The 24,534-nt window shown below is 67.9% G+C and carries 28 protein-coding genes, 1 tRNA gene and 1 pseudogene; 20 read left to right on the forward strand and 10 right to left on the reverse strand.

Annotation, left to right across the window (positions count from 1 at the left end; translation table 11 throughout):
- Window positions 1–58 precede the first annotated feature (58 nt).
- From ACTWO6_RS31785 to map, 3 genes are all read right to left on the reverse strand, one after another.
- Window positions 59–799, reverse strand: a complete 741-nt coding sequence (locus tag ACTWO6_RS31785; protein WP_446217347.1) for an IS5 family transposase — start codon at window positions 797–799, stop codon at window positions 59–61.
- Between the two features lie 97 nt (window positions 800–896).
- A complete protein-coding gene (locus ACTWO6_RS31790) occupies window positions 897–1,487 on the reverse strand; it encodes a hypothetical protein (protein WP_446217348.1) in 591 nt (196 codons plus the stop codon).
- 137 nt (window positions 1,488–1,624) lie between these two features.
- A complete protein-coding gene (gene map, locus ACTWO6_RS31795; protein WP_446217349.1) occupies window positions 1,625–2,443 on the reverse strand; it encodes a type I methionyl aminopeptidase in 819 nt (272 codons plus the stop codon).
- Window positions 2,444–2,517: 74 nt separating this feature from the next.
- Between map and ACTWO6_RS31800 the strand changes: the two genes are divergently transcribed.
- The gene (locus ACTWO6_RS31800) at window positions 2,518–2,811 is read left to right on the forward strand and encodes a helix-turn-helix domain-containing protein (RefSeq protein ID WP_346535386.1); all 294 of its coding nucleotides are present in this window, start codon (window positions 2,518–2,520) and stop codon (window positions 2,809–2,811) included.
- Between the two features lie 9 nt (window positions 2,812–2,820).
- On the opposite strand, the gene ACTWO6_RS31805 is transcribed toward ACTWO6_RS31800, so the two are convergent.
- Window positions 2,821–4,059: an IS701 family transposase gene (locus ACTWO6_RS31805; RefSeq protein ID WP_446220840.1), complete on the reverse strand. Its 1,239-nt coding sequence runs from the start codon at window positions 4,057–4,059 to the stop codon at window positions 2,821–2,823.
- 104 nt (window positions 4,060–4,163) lie between these two features.
- Here ACTWO6_RS31805 and ACTWO6_RS31810 point away from each other — a divergent pair, with 104 nt between their 5' ends.
- The 4 genes from ACTWO6_RS31810 to ACTWO6_RS31825 all read left to right on the forward strand — a co-directional run bounded on the left by ACTWO6_RS31810 (window position 4,164) and on the right by ACTWO6_RS31825 (window position 5,449).
- Window positions 4,164–4,379 carry a hypothetical protein gene (locus tag ACTWO6_RS31810; protein ID WP_446220873.1) on the forward strand — a complete coding sequence of 72 codons (216 nt, stop codon included), beginning with the start codon at window positions 4,164–4,166 and terminating at the stop codon, window positions 4,377–4,379.
- Window positions 4,360–4,674 carry a hypothetical protein gene (locus ACTWO6_RS31815; RefSeq protein ID WP_446217350.1) on the forward strand — a complete coding sequence of 105 codons (315 nt, stop codon included), beginning with the start codon at window positions 4,360–4,362 and terminating at the stop codon, window positions 4,672–4,674. The genes ACTWO6_RS31810 and ACTWO6_RS31815 overlap by 20 nt, the downstream gene beginning before the upstream one ends.
- Window positions 4,675–4,718: 44 nt before the next feature.
- Window positions 4,719–5,015 carry a hypothetical protein gene (locus tag ACTWO6_RS31820; protein WP_446217351.1) on the forward strand — a complete coding sequence of 99 codons (297 nt, stop codon included), beginning with the start codon at window positions 4,719–4,721 and terminating at the stop codon, window positions 5,013–5,015.
- A gap of 161 nt (window positions 5,016–5,176) precedes the next feature.
- A complete protein-coding gene (locus ACTWO6_RS31825) occupies window positions 5,177–5,449 on the forward strand; it encodes an Imm32 family immunity protein (RefSeq protein WP_446217352.1) in 273 nt (90 codons plus the stop codon).
- Between the two features lie 205 nt (window positions 5,450–5,654).
- Here ACTWO6_RS31825 and ACTWO6_RS31830 read toward each other — a convergent pair whose 3' ends face one another.
- Window positions 5,655–6,137 (reverse strand): hypothetical protein, encoded by a 483-nt coding sequence (locus tag ACTWO6_RS31830; RefSeq protein WP_446217353.1) that lies wholly within the window; start codon window positions 6,135–6,137, stop codon window positions 5,655–5,657.
- Window positions 6,138–7,047: 910 nt separating this feature from the next.
- Here ACTWO6_RS31830 and ACTWO6_RS31835 point away from each other — a divergent pair.
- The 10 genes and pseudogenes from ACTWO6_RS31835 to ACTWO6_RS31880 all read left to right on the forward strand — a co-directional run bounded on the left by ACTWO6_RS31835 (window position 7,048) and on the right by ACTWO6_RS31880 (window position 15,996).
- Complete coding sequence (locus ACTWO6_RS31835; protein ID WP_446217354.1) at window positions 7,048–8,472, forward strand: pentapeptide repeat-containing protein; 1,425 nt, start codon at window positions 7,048–7,050, stop codon at window positions 8,470–8,472.
- A gap of 380 nt (window positions 8,473–8,852) precedes the next feature.
- Window positions 8,853–8,927: a hypothetical protein gene (locus ACTWO6_RS31840; protein WP_446220841.1), complete on the forward strand. Its 75-nt coding sequence runs from the start codon at window positions 8,853–8,855 to the stop codon at window positions 8,925–8,927.
- A 320-nt stretch (window positions 8,928–9,247) separates the two neighbouring features.
- Window positions 9,248–11,035 carry a carboxypeptidase regulatory-like domain-containing protein gene (locus tag ACTWO6_RS31845; RefSeq protein WP_446217355.1) on the forward strand — a complete coding sequence of 596 codons (1,788 nt, stop codon included), beginning with the start codon at window positions 9,248–9,250 and terminating at the stop codon, window positions 11,033–11,035.
- Window positions 11,036–11,197: 162 nt separating this feature from the next.
- A pseudogene (locus ACTWO6_RS31850) lies at window positions 11,198–12,055 on the forward strand (LacI family DNA-binding transcriptional regulator); the annotation flags it as partial.
- Between the two features lie 622 nt (window positions 12,056–12,677).
- Entirely contained in the window at window positions 12,678–13,460 is a 783-nt protein-coding gene (locus ACTWO6_RS31855) for a hypothetical protein (protein ID WP_446217356.1), read from the forward strand.
- 99 nt (window positions 13,461–13,559) lie between these two features.
- Entirely contained in the window at window positions 13,560–13,976 is a 417-nt protein-coding gene (locus ACTWO6_RS31860) for a hypothetical protein (RefSeq protein WP_446217357.1), read from the forward strand.
- 69 nt (window positions 13,977–14,045) lie between these two features.
- The gene (locus ACTWO6_RS31865; RefSeq protein ID WP_446217358.1) at window positions 14,046–14,465 is read left to right on the forward strand and encodes a DUF6086 family protein; all 420 of its coding nucleotides are present in this window, start codon (window positions 14,046–14,048) and stop codon (window positions 14,463–14,465) included.
- Window positions 14,466–14,519: 54 nt separating this feature from the next.
- Window positions 14,520–14,846: a DUF6331 family protein gene (locus ACTWO6_RS31870; RefSeq protein WP_446217359.1), complete on the forward strand. Its 327-nt coding sequence runs from the start codon at window positions 14,520–14,522 to the stop codon at window positions 14,844–14,846.
- A gap of 430 nt (window positions 14,847–15,276) precedes the next feature.
- Window positions 15,277–15,504 (forward strand): hypothetical protein, encoded by a 228-nt coding sequence (locus ACTWO6_RS31875; protein WP_446217360.1) that lies wholly within the window; start codon window positions 15,277–15,279, stop codon window positions 15,502–15,504.
- A 126-nt stretch (window positions 15,505–15,630) separates the two neighbouring features.
- Window positions 15,631–15,996 (forward strand): hypothetical protein, encoded by a 366-nt coding sequence (locus tag ACTWO6_RS31880; protein ID WP_446217361.1) that lies wholly within the window; start codon window positions 15,631–15,633, stop codon window positions 15,994–15,996.
- Between the two features lie 519 nt (window positions 15,997–16,515).
- Here ACTWO6_RS31880 and ACTWO6_RS31885 read toward each other — a convergent pair.
- Window positions 16,516–17,019, reverse strand: a complete 504-nt coding sequence (locus tag ACTWO6_RS31885; protein ID WP_446217362.1) for a hypothetical protein — start codon at window positions 17,017–17,019, stop codon at window positions 16,516–16,518.
- Window positions 17,000–17,572 carry a hypothetical protein gene (locus ACTWO6_RS31890; protein ID WP_446217363.1) on the reverse strand — a complete coding sequence of 191 codons (573 nt, stop codon included), beginning with the start codon at window positions 17,570–17,572 and terminating at the stop codon, window positions 17,000–17,002. The genes ACTWO6_RS31885 and ACTWO6_RS31890 overlap by 20 nt, the downstream gene beginning before the upstream one ends.
- 72 nt (window positions 17,573–17,644) lie before the next feature.
- Between ACTWO6_RS31890 and ACTWO6_RS31895 the strand changes: the two genes are divergently transcribed.
- Window positions 17,645–18,133 (forward strand): DUF4145 domain-containing protein, encoded by a 489-nt coding sequence (locus tag ACTWO6_RS31895; RefSeq protein ID WP_446217364.1) that lies wholly within the window; start codon window positions 17,645–17,647, stop codon window positions 18,131–18,133.
- A 71-nt stretch (window positions 18,134–18,204) separates the two neighbouring features.
- Complete coding sequence (locus ACTWO6_RS31900; protein WP_446217365.1) at window positions 18,205–18,849, forward strand: hypothetical protein; 645 nt, start codon at window positions 18,205–18,207, stop codon at window positions 18,847–18,849.
- Window positions 18,850–18,873: 24 nt separating this feature from the next.
- Here ACTWO6_RS31900 and ACTWO6_RS31905 read toward each other — a convergent pair whose 3' ends face one another.
- A complete protein-coding gene (locus ACTWO6_RS31905) occupies window positions 18,874–19,953 on the reverse strand; it encodes an IS110 family transposase (RefSeq protein ID WP_446217366.1) in 1,080 nt (359 codons plus the stop codon).
- Between the two features lie 399 nt (window positions 19,954–20,352).
- Here ACTWO6_RS31905 and ACTWO6_RS31910 point away from each other — a divergent pair, with 399 nt between their 5' ends.
- Together ACTWO6_RS31910 and ACTWO6_RS31915 are read left to right on the forward strand one after the other, a co-directional pair.
- Window positions 20,353–21,600 carry a low temperature requirement protein A gene (locus ACTWO6_RS31910; RefSeq protein WP_446217367.1) on the forward strand — a complete coding sequence of 416 codons (1,248 nt, stop codon included), beginning with the start codon at window positions 20,353–20,355 and terminating at the stop codon, window positions 21,598–21,600.
- A 202-nt stretch (window positions 21,601–21,802) separates the two neighbouring features.
- Window positions 21,803–22,921, forward strand: coding sequence for a tyrosine-type recombinase/integrase (locus tag ACTWO6_RS31915; protein ID WP_446217368.1), 1,119 nt, complete (start codon window positions 21,803–21,805; stop codon window positions 22,919–22,921).
- 56 nt (window positions 22,922–22,977) lie between these two features.
- On the opposite strand, the gene ACTWO6_RS31920 is transcribed toward ACTWO6_RS31915, so the two are convergent.
- Window positions 22,978–23,054: transfer RNA gene (locus tag ACTWO6_RS31920), tRNA-Pro, on the reverse strand.
- Window positions 23,055–23,129: 75 nt separating this feature from the next.
- On the reverse strand, window positions 23,130–24,023 hold the full coding sequence (locus ACTWO6_RS31925; protein WP_446217369.1) for a metallophosphoesterase: 894 nt from the start codon (window positions 24,021–24,023) through the stop codon (window positions 23,130–23,132).
- A gap of 25 nt (window positions 24,024–24,048) precedes the next feature.
- Between ACTWO6_RS31925 and ACTWO6_RS31930 the strand changes: the two genes are divergently transcribed.
- On the forward strand, window positions 24,049–24,504 hold the full coding sequence (locus ACTWO6_RS31930) for a GatB/YqeY domain-containing protein (RefSeq protein ID WP_446217370.1): 456 nt from the start codon (window positions 24,049–24,051) through the stop codon (window positions 24,502–24,504).
- The last annotated feature ends 30 nt before the right edge of the window (window positions 24,505–24,534 follow it).

Consider the following 24,534-nt stretch of genomic DNA (forward strand, 5'->3'; position numbering starts at 1 on the left):
GGGCTCGACGAAAGAGCCGTCGCCATCAGCGGCTCTGAGAGCCTGGGAAATAAGGGTTTCAGGTGGGTTGGTGGCGGGCGAGGCGGCGGGTCATGACGATGATCATGGCCCATTGGACCATCGCGGCGTGGTGGTCGGGTAGCCGTTCGTAGTCGCGGACTGTGTGTCGGCACCGGTTGATCCAGGAGAACGTGCGCTCGACCGCCCACCTGCGGTGCAGGACGACGAACGTGGTCTGCCCGGCGAGTTTCGCGACGATGCGTACGGTCAGGGCGAGGTGGGTGGCGGCCCAGTCGACGAGCCGGCCGGTGTAGCCGCTGTCGGCCCAGGTCAGCCGGATGGTGGGGAAGCAGGTGCGCAGCGCCCACAGCAGCGGGCGGGCGCCGTCGCGGTCCTGCACGCCGGCGGCGGTGACCAGGACAGCGAGGAGCAGGCCGCAGGTGTCCACGGCGATGTGACGCTTGCGGCCGTTGACCTTCTTCCCCGCGTCGTAGCCACGCCCGGGGCGGCCGACGGTCTCTGCGCCGCGTACCGACTGGGAGTCGACCAGCGCGGCGGTCGGTTGCCGGGTGCGGCCCTCGACCTGTTCGCGGACCTGTTCCCGCAGACTGTTGTGCATCCGGTTCAACGTCCCGTCGCGGGTCCAGGCCGTGAAGTAGTGGTAGACCAGCTTGTAGTGGGGGAAGTCGGCGGGCAGCGCATCCCACTGGCAGCCGGTCCGGTCGAGGTAGCGGATCGCGTCCACCATGTCCCGGCGAGGGTAGGTGATCGGCCGGCCGCGTCCGGTCCCGGCCGGCACGTGCGGGGCCAGGACGGCCCATTCGGCATCCGTGGTGTCGAGATCATCGATCTCAACCGGGCCCCAGCGGCCGCCTCAACCCCTTATTTGCCAGGCTCTAAGTCCACTGGAGCGCGCCGCCGTCGACAATCTCGGTCCGCATCAGGTCGTCGAGCCGGTCGGCGACGTCGGCGAGCATGGCCGCCGTCCCGGCCCAGGCCGTCTCGGCGTAGCCTTCCTCCGCCCACCACGACATGATGCAGCCGTGGCGCGCACCATCGCGGAGGTCGACCACGAGCACATCACCGGCTAGATCCCGGCAGATCGGGACGGTGGCGGTGCAGAATCCGATCGACGGCTCCCCGGCCGCTGTGGCATGTGCACGGCCCGCGCCGCAGCAGTCCTGGTCGGCGAACCGCGAGAGGCTGGCGAACCGCTCGCGCACTCCGGCCACCGGCAGCGGCAAGTAAAACGGGGGGATCGGGAACCCGGCCCGGTAGTCGGCGTCGCCGATGCCGTCCATCAGCCCCCACCAGGCGAGCAGGTGACCCGGCAGCGGACGACCCACGGCCTCTCCGGTGCGGCAGACCTCCGCCGCGCCTGCGGACGGGCGAATCAGAGGCTGGCGGAAAGGGTGAGCCTGCTCGAAGTGGGCGGCCGAGATGCCGGCCGAGAGGGAAGCAAACGGCCGCGCGACGACCTGCCTCAACAGGTGGCACAGGGGCCAGCCGGACGGCACGCATGCCTGAGCGGTGGGCTGAGGCGTGCGGCTGGGACTTGCTCAGGAAGCTGCGGCAGGCCCCATCCCCGGAACGCCCTGAGTCACGCCCCAAGGCGGGCAGTGGGTCAGGAGGCTGTGGCGGGCTCTTTGGTGGGGTCGGCCGAGGTGGCGCCGTGAGTGGGGCGGCGGGTCAGGACCTGGGGGCCGGAAGCCGTGATGGCGACTGTGTGTTCGGAGTGGGCGGTGCGGGAGCCGTCGGCGGAGCGGATCGTCCAGCCGTCGTTGTCGAACTTGATTTTGTCGGTGGAGCGGCAGAACCAGGGCTCGATGGCGATGGTGAGGCCGGGGTCGAGTTTCATGCCGCGGCGGGCGCGGCCGTTGTTGGAGACGTGCGGGGCCTCGTGCATGGTGCGGCCGATGCCGTGGCCGCCGAACTCGGCGTTGACGCCGTAGCCATAGGAGTGGGCGACCTCGCCGATCGCGGCGGAGATGTCGCCGAGGCGGCCGCCGGGCTGGGCGGCGGTGATGCCGGCCTCCAGTGCGACCTCGGTGGCCTCGATCAGCTTCAGGTCGGCCGGGTCGGGGGTGCCGACGATGACGGAGAGCGCGGAGTCGGCGACCCAGCCGTCGATGCCGGCCGCCATGTCGATGCTGAGCAGGTCACCGTCCCGCAAAGCATAGTCGTGCGGCAGGCCGTGCAGCACCGCGTCGTTGACCGACAGGCACAGCACGTTGCGGAACGGGCCGCGGCCGAACGAAGGGGCGTAGTCCCAGTAGCAGGATTCGGCGCCGCGTTCCTTGATCCGGCGGCGGGCGTGGTGTTCGAGGTCTATCAGGTTGACGCCGACTGCGGCGACACCGCTCAGCTCGGCGAGCAGCTCGCCAACGAACTGGCCGGTCACCGCCATCCGGCCGATCTCCTCGGCGGACTTGAGCTCGATCACGACAGCCTCCCTCTGTATGCGGTATTTTTATACCACGCCATGTCGGGGATGCTCCGGAGGGATATCCTGCTGGCATGGTTCGCCAACCACTCACCGCCGAACAGATCGCAGCGGGCCAGCGCCTCGGAGCCGCCCTCCGGGCCGCGCGGGCCGGCCGCAGCCTCGTCGAGGTGGCCCTGGCAGCCGGCATCTCCCCCGAGACGCTGCGCAAGATCGAGGCCGGCCGCCTTCCCGCACCGGCGTTCGGCACTGTGGTCTGCCTCAGCCAGGCCCTCGACGTCCCCCTCAGCGACCTGGCCGACGTCTGGCTGGCCGACATGCCCATCCGCCAGGCGTCCTGGAGACCAGCCGCCCAAGTACTCCAGTAGGAGATCCTTTTAGGGTTCCGTGAGGGCTTGCCGGGTGTAATGGCTGGTCTTGGCGGCGGCTTGATGCCTGCGTCGGAAGAGGGACCAGGCGATGACGTCGGCGGCCCGCCGTGCCGGGTCGATGATCAGGGCGTGGAAGAGCCGGCGTAGTTCGTTGACAGTGATCGCGATCAGGCCGTCCGGGCTGCTGGTGGTGACGGTTGTTGCGGCGGCGAGGAACGCGTGGGCGGCGATGACCAGGGTGGTCCAGCGGTGCCAGGCTTTCCAGCGGCGGTGCTGGTGCTGGTCGAGACCGAGGCCGGTCTTCGTGGCTTGGAACGACTCTTCGATGCTCCAACGACGCCCGGCGACGGCGACCAGGTGGTGCAACGGGACGGGTTCGGGTGACCAGCAGAGGTAGCACGCCAGCTCACCGGTGGTGCGGTTGCGGCGGATCAGCAGCCAGTGATGACCTGCGTGCTCGTCGGTGGCCTGCAGCAGGGTGATGAACGCCCAGTCGTAGTAGCGGTAGCCTTTCGCCCCGTTGCCGGCAGAGACGCGCTGCCATGCCTGTTTCGGCAGGCCGGCGGCGATCTGGTCGGTCCGCTGGATGCCGAGACCGGTCGGCACAGGGTGCGAGCAGGCGACCGCGAGGACGTAGCCGAGCCGGTTCCCGCGCAACGCGGCGGCGAGGTGTGGGTCACCGCCGTAGGCTTCGTCGCCGGCGACCCACCTGCAGGGCAAGCCGTCGGCGAGGGCGGTTTCGATCAGCCGTCGCGCCAGCTGCGGTTTCGTGGCGAACCCGACGGTGTCGGGCATCCCGGCCTCAGCGCGGCGTGCGGGATCCTCGGTCCAGGATTTCGGCAGGTAGAGGGCGACGTCGACCAGCGTGTGCCCGAGTGGTGAGGCGTAGGACAGGTGGACCGCGGGCTGACAGTTCTCGATCTTTCCGGCGGTGCCGGAGTACTGCCGTTGCACACCGACGGTATGAATGCCCTTCTTCAGATCACCGGTCTCGTCGACCAGCAGGACACCGTCGGGATGCCCGAGACGGGCTGCGACGAAATCACGCACGTCGGCACGGACCGCGGCGTCGTCCCAGCTCGCCCGGCCGATCAGGTCCTGCATGCCACCCGGGCCGTCGTCACCGGCGTGTTCCGCGATGGTCCAGCAGTTCTTCACCGGTAACGGTGCGAGGAGCCCGGCCACAAAGTCACGGACCAGGCGCCGCGGTTCCGGCCGCGAGAAGCGTGCCTCGATCGTGTCCATCAACTCGCCGAACAGCTCAGACCATCGCTGAGCGTCTACTCTGTAGGCGGCAGCCACCGCCGCATCTCGGGTCCACACAACCTTCGAGACTCGCCGGTGGCTGCTTGCTGTCCACGGACAAAACCACACCGCCACAGCAGGTCAAAACGGATCTCCTGCTGGAGTACAAGGACTACGTCACCCGCCGCATCGCCGAGGGCAAGACCAAGACCGAGATCATGCGCTGCCTCAAGCGCTACGTCGCCCGTGAGACGTTTCGCCTGCTCGCGTCCGAGCCCATGGGCCAGGCATCCTTGCCGGATGCCACCGCTACTGACTGAGGACGAATACAAGGCAACGATGGGCCCTCACCCCGTGACAGTGGGTCTCGATGAAGCGCCCCCTTTCGACTTCTGGCCCTACTTCGATTCCATCCCCCAGGACGACTTCAACGGTCACGACTTCTCGCAGGGCCGGGTCACCCACGCTTGGCAGATGCCGGGCGGGGCGTATCAGCACGTCCTCGTGGCCTGCGAAACACCTAACGTCTTCCTCGTACTCGTGCTCGACCTACGTGCCTCTTCGGTCCTCGGGCACCACCTACTCGACCTCAACCGGCTCTACGGACTCGCCTGAGTGCGTGTTTGAGAAGTGTCCGGATGCCGTCCTACGCTCGCCATGTGGAGACGATCGTGGCAACGGGCCACTGGGTCTACGGCGGGGTCACTCTCACAACGGTCCGCGTAGTGATGCTCGACTACGACTTCTGGTACGCCGTCGGAGAGGCTGACAACGACCTCGAAGGGGATGAATCTCCGCAGCTGAACCCGGAGGGCCGGCTGTACTACGTGAGATATCGGCCAGGCTGGCCTAACGGGGAGCAGCCCTTCTGGCCGGACTCTCAGGGCTTCCACACGGTGGATGATGCGATCGCCGCCGCGGAGGCCGCCGTCCCCGGTCCAATCACCTGGCAGTAGGTCGGCGATCTGGTTGGACCTACTCCCCGCCATCTCAAACACGCTCTGAGTCAGGCTTGACGAAATAGGAGCGTCCACCTCGCCGGCAGTCGCCTGTCGGGCTCCACTTGATGGGTGACACCGGGAGGTAGCCACGGCTGAGCCTGGGGCACACTCGCCGCATGGATGAGATCGGGTTGTCGGTGCCCGGCTACGACAGCGCGCACGGTGTTGTGGTCCCGGTGGAGGGTGGCACAGTGTCCGTCGAGATCGTGGACGGCTCAGTTGAGATCTTTGGCGACCGAGCCGGCCTGCGGGATCTCGCGCGGTGGTGCCTTGCCCTTTCGGACGAGAAGGCACCGCCTGGGGCCCACATTCACCTCGACCCAGGGACCGTCCCGCTGGGTCTTCACTCGGCTCCTCTGATGCTGGCCCACGACCCGCAGGAGCGCTAAGTCCAGTCGTGTCACCCATCATCTGAAGCCAAGCTGTAACGCATCTACGGGAGTACGACATCGCCGGCAGTCGCCGGCAGTCGGCTGTCCGGTCTCGGGACCTGCGTGACAAATCGGTATCAGGACCTGCGTGACACTCAGCCGAGTGTTGGCCGCAGCGATCGGTGGGGCTCGATGTTCGCGGCGAGGACGTCGGCGGAAGCACTCACGAACTCGTCTCGCGCTCCGGACAGTCGGCGTGCAACCAGGTAGCGGCCAAGTCCTGGCTCGTCACGACCAGCGTTCCAGAGAGGCAAACGATCTCGTGTCGGCAACCGTGTTCGTGTGGCAGCACTTCGTCCAGCATCACGTCCTGGAGTTGGGCCACGTCCATCCCTTGGTCAGCGGGCTCAATCGCCAGGCTCTGCACGCCGCTGTAGCGGATCGTCAGGTCTTCCTCGTGCTTCCAACAGTTGTGCCGTAGGTGCAGCTCAAGCCAGCGGCTCCGGCCCGTCTCACCTGACGTCAGCCGCGCGGGCTCAAGGTCCTTGACGCACCGCTGACCGAAGAAGTTGTAGTGGCCGGGGTCCGTGGCGAACCTGCGCGCCCCCTCGGGCAACGACTCGGCGAACCGCGGCAACTGCCGCAGGTACGCCTCCGGGTCCAGAGCGATGCCGTCCCTGGTCCGCTCCACGCTGACGTATCTCACTCCCGCGATTCCTTCCACTCCGCCACCCGCAGCCGGCCCAGGTGGTGGACATCCTCGCACCTCTGACCGAGGGCGAAAGGAGATCGTCTAGCCGGATGTGTCACGCACGTCCCGAGACCGCCCTGTCACGTAGGTCCTGAGACCCGACATCGCCGGCAGCCAGCAGCCGGCAGCCCGATCAACGACGTGGCGAAGGTGATGGGGCACGAGCAGGCGTCCATGACCTTGGACCGCTACACGCACTCGACTCGTGGCCGGGATCGCAGGGTGCTCGCGTCGTTTGATGCCTTCTCGCTGCCTCCGGCCGACCGGTGATGGCCAGGAACGAATCAAGGCCCCTCCGCGGAGGGGCCTTGACCTGCTGTTACCTCTGGTCGGGGTGGCCGGATTCGAACCGACGACCTCTTCGTCCCGAACAAGGTCAAGTCCCATGCATGACGTGGATGCTTGGCTATTTGCGCTGGTCGCGGTGTTGGTGCTTGTTGGTTTGGCAAGGTGCGGGAGGCGGTCTAGCGCAAGACCGTCTCCCAGGTTTCTCCCCAACCGGTGGGCCGGTACTTGGCTCCTGCTGGTGCCGGCATCCCGTCGCGCAGGCTTCGCCCTGCCGGGCCGCGCCCGCCCGGTCCAGGTGGAGCGCCCCGCCGGACGTACGACCTGGACCGGGCGGGCGCGGTCTGGCTGCCTCCGGTGTGCGGCGGGCGGCGCCGAATCGGCTGGCCATCCCGGAGCCGCCCGGGTTCAAGGGCGGGTAGCCCTTGCCGCCGGAGGCCACTCCCGGGTCGTAGGGCCGGAGGCCCTACCCGCCGGAGGCAAGGGGTGTCTAGAGCGGGGATCGGCGGATGGTTCGCTTGGTCGGGTGCCACCAACTGGCGGGTTCGCGGTCTTTCGGCATTGGACACTCACCGCCACAATGCTGATCATGCGTTCGATGTGGGGTCGCTGGGCTGAAAGCCGGAGGGCGCGTGCCCGGCAGCGGGCGGAGCAGCCGTTGCGGGCCACGCGCTCGTTGCCCGTGACAACGCTGGCTGTGGTGGTCGTGCTCGGCGGCGGAGCGCTGGCGATGTGGCTGCTGGGGGTGTGGTCGACTATCCCGACAGGTGTGCCCGATCCGAATCGGCTGCGGCTTGAGCGGATCAAGACGGGTTTGACGGTGGCGGCCGGGTTAGCAGCCGGGGTGACGTTGCTGATGACACTGCGGCGGCAGGCGTGGAGCGAGCAGGCGCAGCAGTTCACGCAGTCGGACGCGTTGGAGCAGCGGATCACGGCGTTGTACGTGGCGGCAGCCGAGCAGGTGGGAAGCGACAAAGCGGCGGTTCGGCTCGCGGGGCTATACGCGTTGGAGCGGCTGGGTCAGGACAACGTGAAGCTGCGGCAGACCGTCGTAGATGTGCTCTGCGCGTATCTACGGATGCCGTACACCCCTCCTGTGGAGGTGCTGCGGAGGAACGATGAGGGCTCGCCCCAAAAGCTGGCGGCAAACGCCCAGGTGCCCGAGCCGGAGGACCAGCCGAGGCGGCGTGAGGAGTTGCAGGTGAGGTTAGCAGCGCAGCGGCTGCTTACGAATCACCTGCGGTTCAACCAACAGCCCGACATGTCTGAGCCGGAGGGGTACTGGCGGGGGCCTGCGTGCCAGCGGATGAACCTCAATCTGGCGGGCGCAGTGCTAGTTGGGTTCGGTCTGGCGGGCTGCCGTGCCGGACGGGTTGAGCTGTCCGGGGCACACTTTCACGGGCGTGCGGACCTGAACTGGGTGCATTTCTCCGGGGGCGCGGATATGTCCGGAGCACATTTCTACGGACCGGCCGACCTGGGCATGGTGCAGTTCCACGGGGGCGCGGATATGTCCGGAACGCATTTCCACGGGCACGCGAACCTGCGCGAGGTGCATTTCCATGCGCGCGCGGACCTGCGCGAGGTGCATTTCCACGGGCACGCGGATCTGGGCGGGGCGCAGTTCCACGTGCCCACGGATCTGGGCGGGGCGCATTTCCACGGGCGCGCGGAGCTGGACGGGGCGGATTTCAACTCGTACGCGGACCTGCGCAAAGTGCATTTCCACGCGCGCGCGGATCTGGACGGGGCGAAGTTCCACGGGCACGCGGACTTGGGCGGGGCGCAGTTCGACGGGGCGGCGGACATTTCACCGGCGTGCTTCAGACACTCGGTCAATCTTCAGGGCTGTCGGTTGGCGACTCTCCAGCCGCTACCCGCGCCCTGGGCAGTAGTGAGTCAGGGGCCGGATGGACTGTGGGTCGTCGGCCGAATTGACGACGAATCGGACCTGGCCGGGGAGACGGGCTCGCCGGACGAAGCGGGCGAGGCGTCACCGACGTAGCCGTTCGCGTTCTCCGACATAACGGACTCGACCGCCTCGCGTTCGTGAGACACCGACCGCGAGGCTTCGTGGTGCCCGCTGAAGGTCGCGCGCCGCCGGGGTCGCCGCGCCGTGAGCGAAGCGGCAAGGCGCGGCGTGCCCCGAGCGGTGCGCAGCGGCCCGTCAGGGCCGCCTTGAAGACGTATGGAAAGTTCTCACCGATCGATGCGAGGCCCCGTGTCCGGTCTCACGAGGTCCGTGACAGATCGGTATCAAGACGTGCGTGACAGGGCGCTTACGCTGCGCGCAGGATCTTGGTTGGGTCGCCATCTGCTCCAGCGATGGCTGGCCATTGTTGAGAGGGCACGTTCGGAACCGGACCGTTTAGCAGCGACGGCGCTCTGGACTTCCTCGAAGAACTCGCCGAACGGCCGCCAGAGCAGCATCTCGACAGAGGAGCTCGACGACGCGGATGAACCGTCGTGGCCTGACATCCCGCTGCTGCGGGAGTGTGGGGAGGGCGCCGCATCCGGTCCGGTACAGCCCGCCACACTCAGCAGCGCCGCCACGGCGAAGACAGCCGTACGCATGAAGACGCTTTCTCGCAGCCCGGCGCGACGTCACAGGACCGGCAACGGTTCCATCCGGGTGACCAGCCGGCGGATGGCCTCCCCGCCGTCCGGTGGAGCAGCCGGCGACGCCGGCCACTGGTACGGTCCTGACACCATCCATGGAGCGCGATGTATCCGACCGGCCAGTCGGATCCTCCATGGACTCATGGCAGAAACGGGGAAGCATGAAAAGCAGGGTGCTGCGCGCACTGGGCGCCGCAGCGATGGCCGGGCTGATGGCCGTCATGGGCCTCACCGGGCCGGCGCAGGCGGCGGAGGCCGCCGGGCTGGACGGCACGATCACCAACAAGCTGACCGGCGAGCCCGTCGCCGGGGCGGGAATCGTGATCCAGCAGCAGGACGGTTCCAACTGGAACTTCACCAACAGCGACACCGACGGGCGCTTCGCCTTCCCGGACACGCCGGCCGGCGAGTACACCGTCCAGGTCAACGCGAACGGCTACGTCGAGGAGTACCTCTACGGCCACCGGAACAGCTGGGAGGCCGACCTGATCACGGTCCCGGCCACCCTCCAGATCCCTCTGATGCCCATCCAGTACGGCGACGTCGCCGGCCGGGTGGTGGACCAGAAGGGTGCGGGCATCGCCCACGTCTGGGTCCAGCTGCGACGCGGCGGCAACTGGGTGGCCGACACGGCGACCGACGACCAGGGGCGGTACCGCTTCGAGCGGATCGAGACCGACTCCAACTACACGGCACAGTTCACCTTCCCGAGCGGCCAGGTGCTCTTCAACGGCGGAGTCGAGTCCGAGTACGACGCTCCCCCCTTCACCGTGACGGCGGACAAGACGACCACCGTCAACCTCACCCGGCCCCCGGTCGGGAACCTCATCGTCCGCGCGGTCGACAAGGAGACCGGCGCCGCGATCGCCGGCTACTGCTGGTACCCGCAGGACGGCCCGTTCTCGTTCCACACCACCTGCACCGACAAACTGGGCCGGGCCCGGTTCCAGGACATGCCGGTCGGCACCTACCGCGGCGGCGGTTACGACCCCAACGAGGTCTACGTCAACGGCCTGTTCGGCCCGGTGACCGTGACCGAGAACGAGACGACCTGGACCACCGTCAAGCTGGAGAAGTCGGTTAGCCTGCACGTCGACTTCGTCGACGCGGCCACCGGCGACCCGGTCAGCGGCGCCTGCGTCACCCTGGCCGACCCGGTGTACACCGACGTCGGCCAGAACGGCAGATGCGGTTCCGAGGTGGACTACAACAACCTGTTCGCCGAGGACCACTTCCGGCTCTTCGTCGCTCCGTACGACGAGGAGCACGGCGCGCAGTGGGTCTCGACGACCGGTGGCGGCACGGGCGACCCGGCGCAGGCCAAGGTCTTCAAGCCGGTGCCGGGCGAGCGCATCCGGGTGACCGTCAAGCTGGACGGCGCCGGCAGCGTGACCGGCGTCGTGCGGGACGCCGCGACGGGAGCCGGCGTACGCGACGTCTGCCCGACCCCGACCGGACCGGCCTTTTCCTACACCGAGGGTCCCAACGCCAACTGCACCTACGACGGCGGTCAGTACACGATCCGCAACCTCGGCCCGTACCAGTGGAAGCTGGCCTTCCCGGCGTACGACGGCAAGCACGCGTGGGCATGGTCGGGCGACGCGGTGAACCGGGCGTCCGCGACGCCGGTGCAGGTGGTGGCCGGCAGAACCGTCACGCTGGATGCGGCGCTGCCGGCCACGGGCACGATCAGCGGCACCGTCACCGTGCCCGACGGCACCTGCCTGAGGTGCGTGGGCATCACCGCCGTCGACGCGACGACCGGTGACTGGGCAGGCATCCAGCCTTCGGTCCGCTCGGACGGCACGTTCACCATGAAGGGCCTCAACACGCAGGACGTGCGGCTCCTCTACAGCGTGGGCGACGGCCGGGTGGCGTACCCGGACCTGATCCACACCACGGCGGGTGAGGCCGTCACCGGCATCACGATCACCGTGCCGGCGGCGTAGCGCCGGAGAGGCCGAGGGCCCGTCCACCGTTGTGGTGGGCGGGCCCGCTGCCGGTTGAGGCCCGGACGCCCGGGCAATTCCGTCACGGGAGGGGCCGAATCATCACTCACCTGGTCACTCGCCACGCAAGAAGCCGGCGATACGCCTCCAAGCCGTCCGAGGTTTGTCCGACCGGCCGGGGTTCGGGTCGAGTGGCAGCTCTACGAGCTGGACACGGGGGAGCTGCACCGCTGCCCACCCAAGGACGACTCGCACCGCACCGTTGATACACCGGAGTGGCTCACGAAGCTGGTAACGGATCACATCGCGCGAACTGCACCGAAACCGTGCCAGTGTCACGGGCTGACCTACATGTTTCGGGGCTACGGTGCTGCCAACGGCGCGGCTCGGCAGCCGGGGGCAAAGCTGGTCGACGTGGCCCGTCGGGCTGGCGTCTCAACCGGGACGGTGTCGACCGTGCTGAACCGCCCGGCGTCCGTGGCCGAGGCAACGCGGGTCAAGGTCGAACGTGCCATCGCCGACCTCGGCTACGTACGGGGCGGCGCGGCGGGGGAGCAGGCCGCGCACTGGCGCCGCAACGGTTTCGCCACTTGGTTGTTCCAACCGGCCGTCACCGGCTGGTATCCGCGGAAGGCGCCGCAAGAGGCGCGGCCGGTGCCGGTGCTGGCCGAGCCCTGGCCGGGCGTGCCGGTGCGGGGCCGGGACGCCCAAGCGCGGGCGGATGCGTGCTGGGTGCCGGTCGCTCCGGGCCTGACGCCGCACGGGCTGCGGCACACTCATAAGACGCTCATGGAGGAGTTGGGCACGCCTCCCAAGCTGATGGATGAGCGGATGGGGCACGAGGACGGGTCGGTGCAGGCCCGGTACTCGCACGTGACGGCGGAGATGCGCCGACGGCTGTTGGACGGGCTGACGGAGCTGTGGGCGGCGGCGTTGGACGGGCGGCGGGCGATGGCTCCGGGGTCGCCGGTGGCGGCGCTGGATCAACTGCTGGCGGCGCGGGGAGAGGTGGGAGAGTGAAGGCTCAAGATCTTCTCCCAGATTTCTCCCCGAGTGGTCCCGAGAAGCAAATCAGGGCCGGTCTCCCTCAATGGAAAACCGGCCCTGAACTGCTGTTACCTCTGGTCGGGGTGGCCGGATTCGAACCGACGACCTCTTCGTCCCGAACAGTCGTCCGTGCTGTCGTCCGCTATTGGCCGCTGTCGTTCGTTCGCGATGACCCAGGGGCGGCAGCCGTCTCCGGCTTGTTGATGGGGAACCGCTGTCAGGCGTTCGCTGACTTTCTGCTGACGCGCTGCCGCAGGTCGCTGGACGGCCCGGCGGCCCTTTGATCCGTAGCCTCGGCGTGGCCGTCCGATACGGTCCGCCGACGGATGTAGCCCGTGTTCCTGCGCTCTCTTTTGTTCTTGCTCGTCCGCCGACGTCCAGCGGCGCTGCTGTCACACGTTGCTGTCACCGCCAGCCGGCAGCTGGGGCCGTCAGTGGTGCGTCCGGTCGGATCGCCGAATGCGACAACTTCGGCTGAGGACGACCTTGAAGGCGCGGTGCAACATCCGCTGGCCCTCGGGTCCCTGACAACGGGGACTCGGCGGGCACACGACGGGTAGTCCTGTCTTCGAGATTCCACTAGTCTGCTGCGGCGGTGACAGCTGACACGGGGGAACGGCCGATCGTGAATTGCCCGAAGTGCGGGACTCAAGTTGATCATCCGGGACAGGGGCACACCTGCGTAAGCGCTCCGGCTCCGGTAGACGGGCTGCCGCCGCGTTGGCAAGCAGCCCTCTGGGCGCTGCTGGCGCTCGCCGTGCTGTTCGCAGGGCTCTCCCTGGTCCGGGCGGCAATCATCGCCGATCTGATCGTCTCGCCGAGCAGCCAGGCCGTCACGGTGCTGTCGATCGCAGTGCCGTTGGCTCTTTTCTTCGCCTTCCTCGGGTGGTCGAACCTAACGAAGCGCGTTATCGATGCCCACGACTGTCCCGTCTCGATCGTCCGGAACTGGGCAGTCTCCTGCGGAAGCATCATCCTCTTCCTGTCGTACCTCCTGCCGATGAAGACCCCGGCGGGCTTTCATCTCGCACGGGCAGCCGGCGCGATCCTGCTCATCATCGGCGCGCTGATCACCCGCAGCAAGCTCGGGCGCTGGCTCGCCAACCCGGCAGCCGCCGCCGCACACCCTGGCAGTCATCACGGCGCCGGCTCTGCATCGGCTGCTCCCGCCGCGATTGTCTCCGGCTCGGCGGCTCCGCAGTCCGCCTCGGCCGACGAAGCGTACGGCAGGGTCAACCTGCCGCGGAGCGGGGCGCAGATCGTCGGCGTGCCGCTGTCTGCGGAGCCGCGGCCCGAGGACTGGAACCCTTCTCTCTGGGATCCTGAGGTCCAGGAAGACATCGAGCGGAGACGTCGACGGGGCGGGTCGAACGTCTAACCGCCGTTGGCGTTCGTGCTCCAGTTGGTGCCTGACGTCTCGGTTCCAGTTGACGGGTGACAGCTCCGGCCCCGGCCGAGGACAAGTGAGAGTGACGAGATGGTCCGCAATTACACTGCGCCCTCACTGGAAGCACCGGACAGACTCTTCCAGATCACCCACGTCACGAGAACCCACACCCAGGTGTGGCTCCAGTCGGACCGATCCCAAAGCACGGGCCAGTACCGCCTGGAGGTGCTGTTCCAATGGGTCCAATACGTCTGCATGCCGTTCGTGCTGCGCGGTCTCTCGCTGCGTCGCGGCACACATGAGGAGTGGGCTCGCTTGAGCGAGCTGCACCAGCTGGAGCATGACCCGCGGTGGAGCCTCTACATGCTCTCCCGCAGCCATGATTGGTTCATCGTGTCCGCCTCGCCGCTGTGGGCGGAGGCGGATCTGAACTACGACGACAAGCCGGTGTTCTGGGGCTTCCCCAAGGACGACGACCGGCTGATCTCAACGGGAACGCTGGAATAGACCGGCCGGCGTGAAGATGCTGCGCCCTGTGGCTTGAGCCAGTACGTACCGAACCGTGATCATCGCAAGATGAGCCAATATTTCAACGCGGGCGACCTCGTCCTCTGGAACCCTTCCAACCGACTGGCCGAGTTGTTTGTCCGTACCAGCGAGGCGGTCGCTGAACTGGTTGACGTGCCGACCGGCATCGGCCCCATGCGCGCCGACGACTATGAGATCGACCTCGACGTGTTCGTCGGCTTCCTGGATGCACTGGTCGCGCAGTACCTGTCTTCAAGCCACGCGATCCTCAGGTCCTTGCTGGAGGGCTTCATCGCCACCGCCCTCGTTATGGTTGACCGCGCCGGCCGAAACGTGCCCTCGCTCCAGGCCACTGCCACGCTGGACCCGAGGGACGTCTCCGTAGGCCCAGGAGGGATCCGCCCGCTGGGCGACCCCGCGCGACTGTACGGGCTCGCCAGCAAGCACGCCGCAGCCATGCCACGTTGACCACATCGCGTGATCGTGTCCGTACACCGGCCGAGAACAAGTGAGAGTGACGAGATGGCGGACGTGTCGGTCGAAATACCATCGCCCCTGAGCGAGTGCATCATCTTTTGCGAGGTCGAGTGTGTCCGCGCGTGCTGCGGGATCGATGCCGTCTCTACCGATCCCGCCCTTATCGAGGCGTGGTGCCGTCAGGTGGGGTCGGTCGCGGTGGTCGAGGCTCGGCTTCAACTCGTCGAGCTGATCGAGGTGGTCGAGGACCGCTCGCACCGCGTCACGTCGACATTCCTGAACCACCGCACGCACGACGACGCCGCACGGCGTCAGTTGCTGGACTTCCTGGCCGCATTCGAAGCGGGACTAGCGGCCGGCGATGCGTCGTGAGCGGTCAAGATGATCGACACCCTATGTGCAGGGCTCCGGCGGAAGGTGGTCGCCAGTCTGTCCCCATCCCCCGGATAGGCGCCAAGGACTGCGGCACCCGGTCGGGGTCAAGGGTGGCCATAGGCCATCGGCGTGCCGACGCGCAGCGCCCTTGATGCGGACTGGCACAGTCGGCGGCGGTGTTGTCGACCTTGGAAACGGCGAAGCCCAGGTCGTTGACCTGGGCTTCTGTACCGAGCCGCCTGACGGAATCGAACCGTCGACCTACGCATTACGAGATCAAATTGCCAACGCCGACGACCTGGGCCTATGGGGGTCTAGCAGCGGAAACACCTCTCGACATCTCACACCACTCCCCGCCGTCCGCCGGCCTCTTGCGGACCAGATGCGGACTGCGCATCGCTGAGCGTTCGTGATCCAATCGGCGGCTATGGGACTGGATGAGTGCCTGACGGAGTTGCTTGTCCAACTCGGCGATCGCGGCCTGGTCGCCATCGTCAAGATGGACGGCGAACGCCAACGGGGTCGCTGGACGGTGCTGGTGTCGGGCAAGCCGCTGGGCAAGGAACTCGTGCGATGGGACGGCGATGACTTGGCCGCTGGGCTGTCGCGAGTGGTGACCACGCTTCAGGAGCGGGTTCCGGGCCTGCTCGACTGATCCACGGCCTGGGGGCTAGAAGAAGATCGCGGATGGCTGGTGGGCTCCCTGAGCTCCTGATCAGCGTGTCCGTCGCTGTCGATCAGCGTCGGCTTCAGTAGGCAGTCTTGGCTGTACGGTCGGTGGGTGAATCGCGAGGAGCTGATCCCTCTACTTGCCGACGAGAGTCTAGTCAACAAGGCGTGCCGCGAAGCCCTTGAGCGGGGAGCGTCCTTCCGCATCTGGGACGGCGCGGTCGGGTTGGTCCCCGCAAACAACCTTGCGTCCACGTACCGAGTGCGGGAGGTTCACACGAGGGAACGGGGCATCCCGACGCTCGGTTTCGCGGAGGCCGTCGAGACGCTCCACGCGTTTGGTGAACAGCCTGTGCGGCTTGGCGGAGTGACGCAGCTCGATCCTCCCTACTACTTCCAGCTCTTCCTGACAGCCGACGCGGCGTCAGTCCTCGCGTGCATTGGTGTGGATCAACAACATCAACAGCGAAGGATCTGATCTCCCCGTCGGGCAGTTGAAGGCCTTCCAGCCTCCCCGGACGAGGACAAGGTGGAGCGCCCTACCGGACGAGTCTCAATGGCGGTTGTCAAGCTTCGGCGTGGGCGCCACGCGGTTTAGGAAGTGTGGACACGGGCGGAAGTCGCTCGGCAATGACTTGGCTTGACCTGCGCCACCATGCGGGCGGCCACGGCCAGGAGCTGACCGCCATTGACCCTCGGTTCCTGCGCCAACGGGCACGCAACGGGCACGGCGACCGAGGGATTATGAGATCAAATTGCCCGCCCCGCCGACCTGGGCGCATGGGGCTCTAGCAGTGGAAATACCTCTCGACATCTCACACCACTCCCCCGTCGTCCGCCGACCTCTTGCGGACCAGATGCGGACCGCTCACGGTCAGGAGACGGGCAGAGGTGACCGCAGGATCCGCCCTACCCCTGATGCTTGTCAGACTGACCGCCCAGAGCGGCTGCACCGCCTGTCAGGATCCGCCGCGACGGTCCCAACGGGCACCGGTCACTAGCCGACCGCGGGGCTGAAGCCCTTCGCCCTCGCCAGCGCCTCCGCCTCCGGCAGAAGCTGGTCGGTGTCCGCGTCGCTCCAGGACAGGACATCGTGCACCGCCACGAGGGTGAGGCACTTCAACTCGATCACCGTCTTGGCGCCCAGATCATCGATGTGAGTCTCCTCGCCGAGCGCCCGCCGGATCAACGCCTCCATCGCGAGTACGTCAATAGTCGGCCCGAACCCCGCCCGGACGTCCGCGACGAACGAGGCAATCTCCCGGAGATCGGTACCCGGCGCGAACCGACGCCGCACCGCGAGCTCGAACGCGGCATCGATGACCGGCATCGAGTCGACCGAACCGCCGGGCTCGTGCGTCTTCAGTCGAGCCCGCTCGCGCTCCTCCGGTTGGCGCAGCGCCAGCCCGCGCAGGATCTGGCCCATCAGGGTGACCGGCCCGGAATGCGCTTCGCGCGCGGCGACAGCGCGACGACGCTTCCTACCTGCCTTCACCGCCACCCCGCCTCCAACGCCAGTGCATCCTGTCTCCATCCATCCGCGGCACCGTCGACCACTCGTCCGCCAGCGACCCGAACAATCCGATCTGCCTGCCGGTGAGAATCACGTCCTCCGCCGACCTCAGCAGCCCGACGACCTCATCATCGTCCAGTCCCAGATCGTCGGCCAGCGCGAAGAGCAGCGCATACCGAATGTTGCCCAGCACCTCGCCGGCCATCGACTCGGCAAGGTGCTCCTCGCCGAGGGAGACGCGAATCGCCGCCTCCGCCTCACGCGGCGGCATTCGCGCCTCCTCCGGAGCGGCGGCGTTGAACTCTCGGACGAACCTGGTTACGTCGCGAAGCTCCACCCCGCCACTGAAACGCCGGAGCACGGCGAGGTGGAACGCGGCCTGCATGACATCGAGCCCGTACTTCTCCCGCTCCAGATCCGCGGAGAGCCGTCGCCATCGCTCCTCGTCGCCCCGGAACTCCGCCAGCAGCATCCGTGCCTCCGGCGTCCGCAACCCGGGCTCGGCACCCGGCGACGGCTCCCCATCGATCACAACGTTCACGTCACCTCCCCCGCAACTTGCTGATCACGCGGCCTACCGGTTCGCGTTAAGGCGTATCGGGCGAGCGCAGTAATGGTTCGCCGCACCCTTGAAGGCTTCTGCGCAGACCAAGGCGTGGTCGGCCGGAAACTACACGAATCGCTGAAGACGCTGAAGGACTCAGGGACTATCGATGGTCGGCTGTTTGATTGGGCGCAAGGGCTCCGAGCACTCGGAGTTCCAGCAGTTTCAGAAACGTCGCTCGGCCAAGCCTTAGGCGGATCTCCTCGTCGGGCAGTCGTAGACCGTCCAGCCTCCCCGGACGGGGACAAGGTGGAGCGCCCTACCGGACGAACGACCTTGGCCCCGTCCGGGGAGGCTGGTAGCCCTTGTGGTGCCCGGCGAGGTGATCCGCTCGGGCCGATCTCTGAGGAGGGCCGGGGTTCGGGGCAGCGCCCCGAGGTCTTCAAAGTCTTGTCGTTCGCCAGCGTGGCCGGCCGGCCCGGCCGATGCCGGCCGGAGGTCGCCAGCAGGCCGGGGCCGGGCCGGCGCGGCCCGCTTGCGGGCCGCCTTGATCCTTAAGAGGCGAATTCGGCAGTCCGCTCACACCGCAGCTCACACCGCGCTTTTGCGCCTGCGGCTAGTCTCGCTCGGTGAGTTTCGGCAACTACGCGCGAAAGGTTCGCGACAGGTCACTGCCCTACGGGCGGCGCGTGTCGGCGCTGCGGTCCTGCGTTCAGCTCTACAGGCCGATTGGGTTCCACGCGACGTTGGGTTTCCTTGAAGAGATCGCCGGGCCCTATCAGCGCGATGAGGCCTCCCTCCTGAGGGCACTCGACGTCCTGACGGCAAGCCGTGCTGGGTGGCATGCCGACATGCGGGACTACGCCCGCAAGCGCCGTCAGGCCAAGCAATGCGGCCAACGGATCGCTCCCGCTAACGAGATCAACCCGAACGGCTTTCCGCGGATCTGGTACGGCGCCGTCAGGCCGGCGGCGCTGTACGCCCTGAGGTATTGGAGCCGCAGCGGTCTTCCCGCGTTGACGGCGCCATCTGACGAGATCGCCACCACGGTCGGCACCCTCGTGGCCGCTGTCCTGTCGGCAGATGGTGAGCTGACACCACAGCAGCGACAACTCGTGGATGCCACCGTTACCGAGCTTCAGCGACGCATTAGATCCGGTCTTTGGCACCACGACCAGGGCGCTTACTACATGGCCTGGAACCTGCTCAAGGTTGCACGCCTGGTGAAGACCGCAAGCGACCATGTGGAGCCTCGGACGGTGATGGTTACCTAGGCCAAGCGATGCTCCTATGGATCGTCAAGCCGTTGCGGGGGCTGTCTTGGTGATCTCGAGCCGGCGAATGACGTAGTAGATCTGCCTTGCGATGAGGCGCTTGAGACACCGCATGATCTCTTTGTTGGACAGCCCCTGTTGCCGTCGACGAGCTGCGTAGGCGCGAGTGGGTTCGTGCCAGCGCATGCGGGACAGCGCGATGGTATGCAACGCGCAGTTGGCCCAGCGATCCCCGCCGCGGTTGAGCCGGTGACGGTCGGTGCGCCCGGAGCTGGCCGGGATCGGTGCAGCGCCGCACAGGTGGGCGAAGGCGGCATCAGAGTGCAGCCGTTCGGGGTTGTCGCCGGCGGTGGTCAGCAGTTGCCCGGCGGTTTCGACGCCAACCCCGGGCAGGGTCAGCAGTTCGGGTGCGGCGGCGGTGACCAGCGTTGCGAGTTCGGCGTCCAGCTCGGCGATCTCGGCGGTGAGGTGCTGATGACGGCGGGCCAGCCGACGCAGAGCCGCCTTGGTCGCTTGACTGGGATCGGCGAGGTCAGCGGTGGGGCGCAGCCGGGCACAGGCGCTGACCAGGGCAGTCTTCGGTAGGCCACGCAGCTGCTCGCGTAGCTCGGCCGGACCGGTGAGAAGCAGGGCGCGGAGCTGGTTGATCGCCTGGGTGCGGGCCTTGACCGCGCCGCGGCGGGTCACCCGCAGGGTACGGATGGCTTCGATGCGACCGTTGCGGCTTTTCGGTGTGCCAGTCGACCGGCCCGACAATGCGGCCCAGGCGGCCGAGTACGCATCGGCCGGATCGGACTTGCCCTTCAAACGGCGGGCCTTGCGGTCGGGTCGGTCGACCTCGACCACGGTGACGCCGGCCTGGCGCAACATCCGCGCCAACGCTGCCCCATAGGCGCCGGTGCCCTCGACACCGACGCGCTCCAGCCGGCCGAAGCTGCGCAGCCACGCCAACAACTGCCGATAGCCGGCCGGTGTGGTCGGGAACGCACGGTCGGCCAACCGCCGGCCCACCTCGTCCAGGACAGCAGCGTGGTGGGTGTCGCCGTGGGTATCTACGCCGCCGACCGCGATCGGATGCTGCGCTGTGCCTCGTTGTTCGGTCATGCTTGGTTGTGCCGTCCTTTCCGCTCGCACCGGGTGGGCGGCACGCGCCGGTCGGGCGGGCGGACAAGACAGTGACGGGGCCTCTCGCACAGGCTCCTATGAGGTCACGGCGCCCGTCCGGCCGCGTGCACAACAACGGCACCGAGCAGGCCGACAGATCGGATCAAGGACAGCCGAAGCGTCGGTCAAGCATCGAGTCAGACCCGCTCGGTGCCGCCGAACACATCCTCACTGTCAAGCATGTGGTGGGACTAGACAGCCGGCAGCCGGCCGGTACCCGGCAGCCGGTGTACGCGGCAGGTCGACGGCCGGGAGCCAGTTAGATACCACCGCGTTGACGTGCGGCTGAATGGATCACGATCGTGCACCTTGCGGGCTGTAGGCGAAGAAGATGGGGCTATGAGGCTTATCTTCTGGTCCCGGCCGGTGATGACGGAGGAGACGCACCGGATAACGCACGTGGAGATCTTCTTCGACCTCGTGTTCATCTTCGCCTTCACCCGGGTCACCGCGTTCATGGGGCGGCCGCCCACACCAATCACCCTGGTGCAAGGGCTGATCCTCCTGCTGCTGTTGTGGATGTCTTGGACGACCTACACGTGGCTGGGTAACCAGGCCCGCGCCGACGTCGGCCCGATCTACGGCGGTTTCCTCGCGGCGTCGGCGGCCACCTTCGTGATAGCCCTGGTGATACCCGACGCCTGGCAGCAGGGCAACGGGACGGTGGACGGGCCGCTGACCCTGGCCCTGGCCTACATCGTGTTACGGGCACTGGACGTCGGCCTCTATTTCTACGCTGCGGCGCAGAGCCGGCAGATGCGCACGACCCTGCGCCTGTTCTCGACCACGACGGCCTTCGCCTGGATACCGCTGATCCTCGGCGCCACGCTCGGCGGCACCGCGCAGACCCTGCTCTGGGCATTGGCGGTCGTCATCGATTTCGGCGGTGGCTTGATCGCCTCGAAGTTGAGCGGATGGGAGTTGCGCAGCCCGAGTCACTTCGCCGAACGGCATAGCCTCGTAATGATCATCGCGCTCGGCGAGTCGTTGATCTCTGTCGGAGTCGGAGCCGGTGCCGGGATGGCGGTGACCCGCGGGCCGGTTCTGCTGGCGGCGTTGCTCACCTTCGTCATCACGCTGTGCGGCTGGTGGTTCTACTTCAGGCGCTCCGCGGTACGCGCTGCCGAGATACTGGGCAGGACGCCCAGTCGGCAGCGCGGCGCCGTAGCCAGCAACGCGTACAGCCTGGCTCATTTCCCGATGACGGCAGGGATCATTTTCGTGGCGTTGGGCGCCGAACAGGTACTCGCCCATCTGGTTCACGACCAGCCTGGGCACCCCGCCGGGCCGCCTTTGGAGTGGACCTCCACCGCCGCGCTGTACGGTGGCGCGGCCCTCTACCTCATCGGCCGGAGCCTGTTTCGGCGGCTCTCGGTCGGAGCCGCTCCGACCGCCCATCTGGTCGCCGCCGCCATGGCACTCGTGCTGCTGCCCGTCGCCCGGTTCCTGCCCGCCCTGGCCGCGCTCGGCCTGCTCACTGCCTTCCTCGTCACCCTGCTCAGCTTCTCGTTACGAGTCCCGGGCCGACAGCAGCGGCAGATCCAGCACGGCCCAGCCGAGCCCGACGACCCGCCGCGTGGCACGTGAGCGCGGATGACCCCGCCTCGTCAAGCATGTGGTGGGACTAGACACGCCGGCAGTCCGGCCGGCCTTCCAGGCGACGACCGCCGCCGGTTGCCCGGGTCAGGCGTTGGTCGAAAGAAAGAGGGCTCGTAGCGCGATCGCCCGGGACTCGATGAGCTGCATGCGGAGCTGCCACTCCGCGGTTGCAGTCCAGTCGGCCTGTGCGGTGATCTGGTCGGGGTGCTTCCGGTACAGCAACCCTGGTTCGTCAATGAAGTACCGTCGGCAGAGAGCCTGCTGGCGCGATCCCGCAGGCAAGCAGAGGTCAAAGACGTTTCGGACTAAGCGCGAGGCAAACGCCTTCCTCGCTGAGGTTGAGTCGGCGCTGAACCGGGGAACGTACGTCGCCCCTGACGCCGGGCGGCTCCGCTTCGCGGATTACGGGGAGCGCTGGCTGAGTAACCGCAACGACGAGAAGGCGACCGCTGCCCGTGATGCGTCGATCATGCGCAACCACGTTCTGCCACGGTGGGGGGCGGTGCCGCTGGCGAAGATCGAGCACTCGGCCGTTCAGGAGTGGGTGACCAAGCTGGGGGAGCGGCTGTCGCCTGCCACTGTCCGCGAGTGCTACCGCCTCACGTCCGGAGTTCTGCGTTCTGCGGTCCGGGATCGGCTCATCGGGTTCAACCCCTGCGAGGGCGTCCGGCTACCGCCGCGCCGTCGGATGGATACTGACGAACTGGTGATCTCCCGCGCGGAGGTGTTCGGCAAGCTGCTGCCTGCGATCCCCGACCGGTATCGCGCCCTGGTCGCCGTCGCCGCCGGCACCGGGCTCCGCTGGGGCGAGTGCGCCGGGCTCCGCTGGGACGCCGTCGACCTGGCCGCTGGCGTCCTCCGGGTCGTGCGGGTGGCGGAGGAAGTGTCCGGGCACGTCACGCTCAAGCCGTACCCGAAGTCACGAGCTGGCCGGCGGACCGTGCCGCTCCCGCCGTTCGTCGTCCAGGCGCTGACCGACCACCGGCAGTCCTTCGAGACGGGGGTCGAGGGGCTGATCTTCGTTGCCCGGACCGGCGAACCGCTCAAGCGAGGCACGTTCCGGGCGCGCATCTGGAAGCCGTCGCTGCAACGGGCCGGCCTCTCCCTCGCGCTCCGGTTCCATGATCTTCGGCACTCGTACGCGACGTGGCTCGTCTCCGACGGCGTGCCCATCAACGACGTGACGAAGGTGATGGGGCACGAGCAGACGTCGACAACCCTGGACCGCTACACGCACTCGACACGTGACCGGGATCGCAGGGTGCTCGCGTCGTTTGCTGCCTTCTCGCTGCCTCCGACAGAGCAGTGATCGCCTGAAATGAATCAAGGCCCCTCCACGGAGGGGCCTTGACCTGCTGTTACCTCTGGTCGGGGTGGCCGGATTCGAACCGACGACCTCTTCGTCCCGAACGAAGCGCGCTACCAAGCTGCGCCACACCCCGAGGCGTGCCGACAAATAGTAGCCCACCCGGTCCGATGGTCAAACTCGGTACCCCTCGCCCCCGCCCTGGACCTGCTCAGCGGGGGATCAGGGTGAGGATGCTCGCCTCCGGCGGGCAGGCGAAGCGCACCGGTGCGGTCGGGTGCGTGCCCAGCCCGGCGGAGACGTGCAGCCAGGAGTCCGAGCCGGGCCAGCGGTGCAGGCCGCGGGCCATCGAGCGGGGCAGCCCGCAGTTGGTCACCAGCGCGCCGTAGCCCGGCACGCAGACCTGTCCGCCGTGGGTGTGCCCGGCGAGCAGCAGCCCGAAGCCGTCCGCGGCCATCTGGTCGAGGACGGCCGGCTCGGGGGAGTGGGCCAGGGCGATCGAGAGGTCGGCCGAGCCGGACGCCGGGCCGGCCACCGCGGCGTAGTCGTCCCGCTCGATGTGCGGGTCGTCGACGCCGACCAGTTCGACCTCCCGGCCGCCGGCCTTCACCGTGGTCCGGGCGTTGTTCAGGTCGGCCCAGCCGGCGCCGGTGAAGACGTCCCGGAGTTCCTCGTACGGCAGCGCCGCGCCCTCGGTGTACTCCCGGTTGGGCAGGAAGTAGGTGAACGGGTTCTTCCAGACCGGCCCGGTGTAGTCGTTCGAGCCGAAGACGAACGCGCCTGGGAAGTCGAGCAGCGGTTGCAGAGCCCGCAGCACGCCGGGGACGGCGTCGGGGTGGGCCATGTTGTCCCCGGTCACCACGACCAGGTCGGGGTCGAGGGCGGCCAGCGAGGCCACCCAGTCCTGCTTGCGCCGCTGGCCGGGCATCATGTGCAGGTCCGACAGGTGCAGCACGCGCAGCGGCTCGGCGTCGGCCGGGAGCACCGGCACGTCGTACCGGCGGAGGGTGAACATGTTGCGTTCGACGAGCGACGCGTACGCCAGGGTGGCCGCGCCCGCGGCGACGGTGCCGGCGGCAAGCCGGAATAGTGTGCGCTTTCGCATGGCGTTCAGGGTAGTTTGACCGTCCATGAGCACGCTGAAGGACCGCCTCACCGCAGACATGCGCGCCGCACTCAAGGCGCGCGACGAGCTGACCACCTCCACGCTGCGGATGGCCCTCGCGGCCGTCGGCAACGCCGAGGTCGCCGGCAAGGCCAAGCGCGAGCTCACCGACGACGAGGTGCTCGCGGTGCTGACCAAGGAGGCGAAGAAGCGGCGCGAGGCCGCGACCGCCTTCGCCGACGCCGGCCGCGCCGAGCAGGCCACGAAGGAGACCGCCGAGGGCGAGGTGCTGGAGCGCTACCTGCCGAAGCAGCTCTCCGACGACGAGCTGGCCGAGCTGGTCGCGGGGGCGCTCGCCGCGGGCGGCTTCACCGGCAAGGCGCAGATGGGCCCGGCCATGAAGGCGGCCCAGACCGCGGTGGCCGGCCGGGCCGAGGGCGGTCGGGTCGCCGCCGAGGTACGCCGACAGCTCGGCCTCTGACCCGACCGGCTGCCGCCAGGCGTACGCGAA

Source organism: Micromonospora sp. IBHARD004, assembly GCF_052814115.1.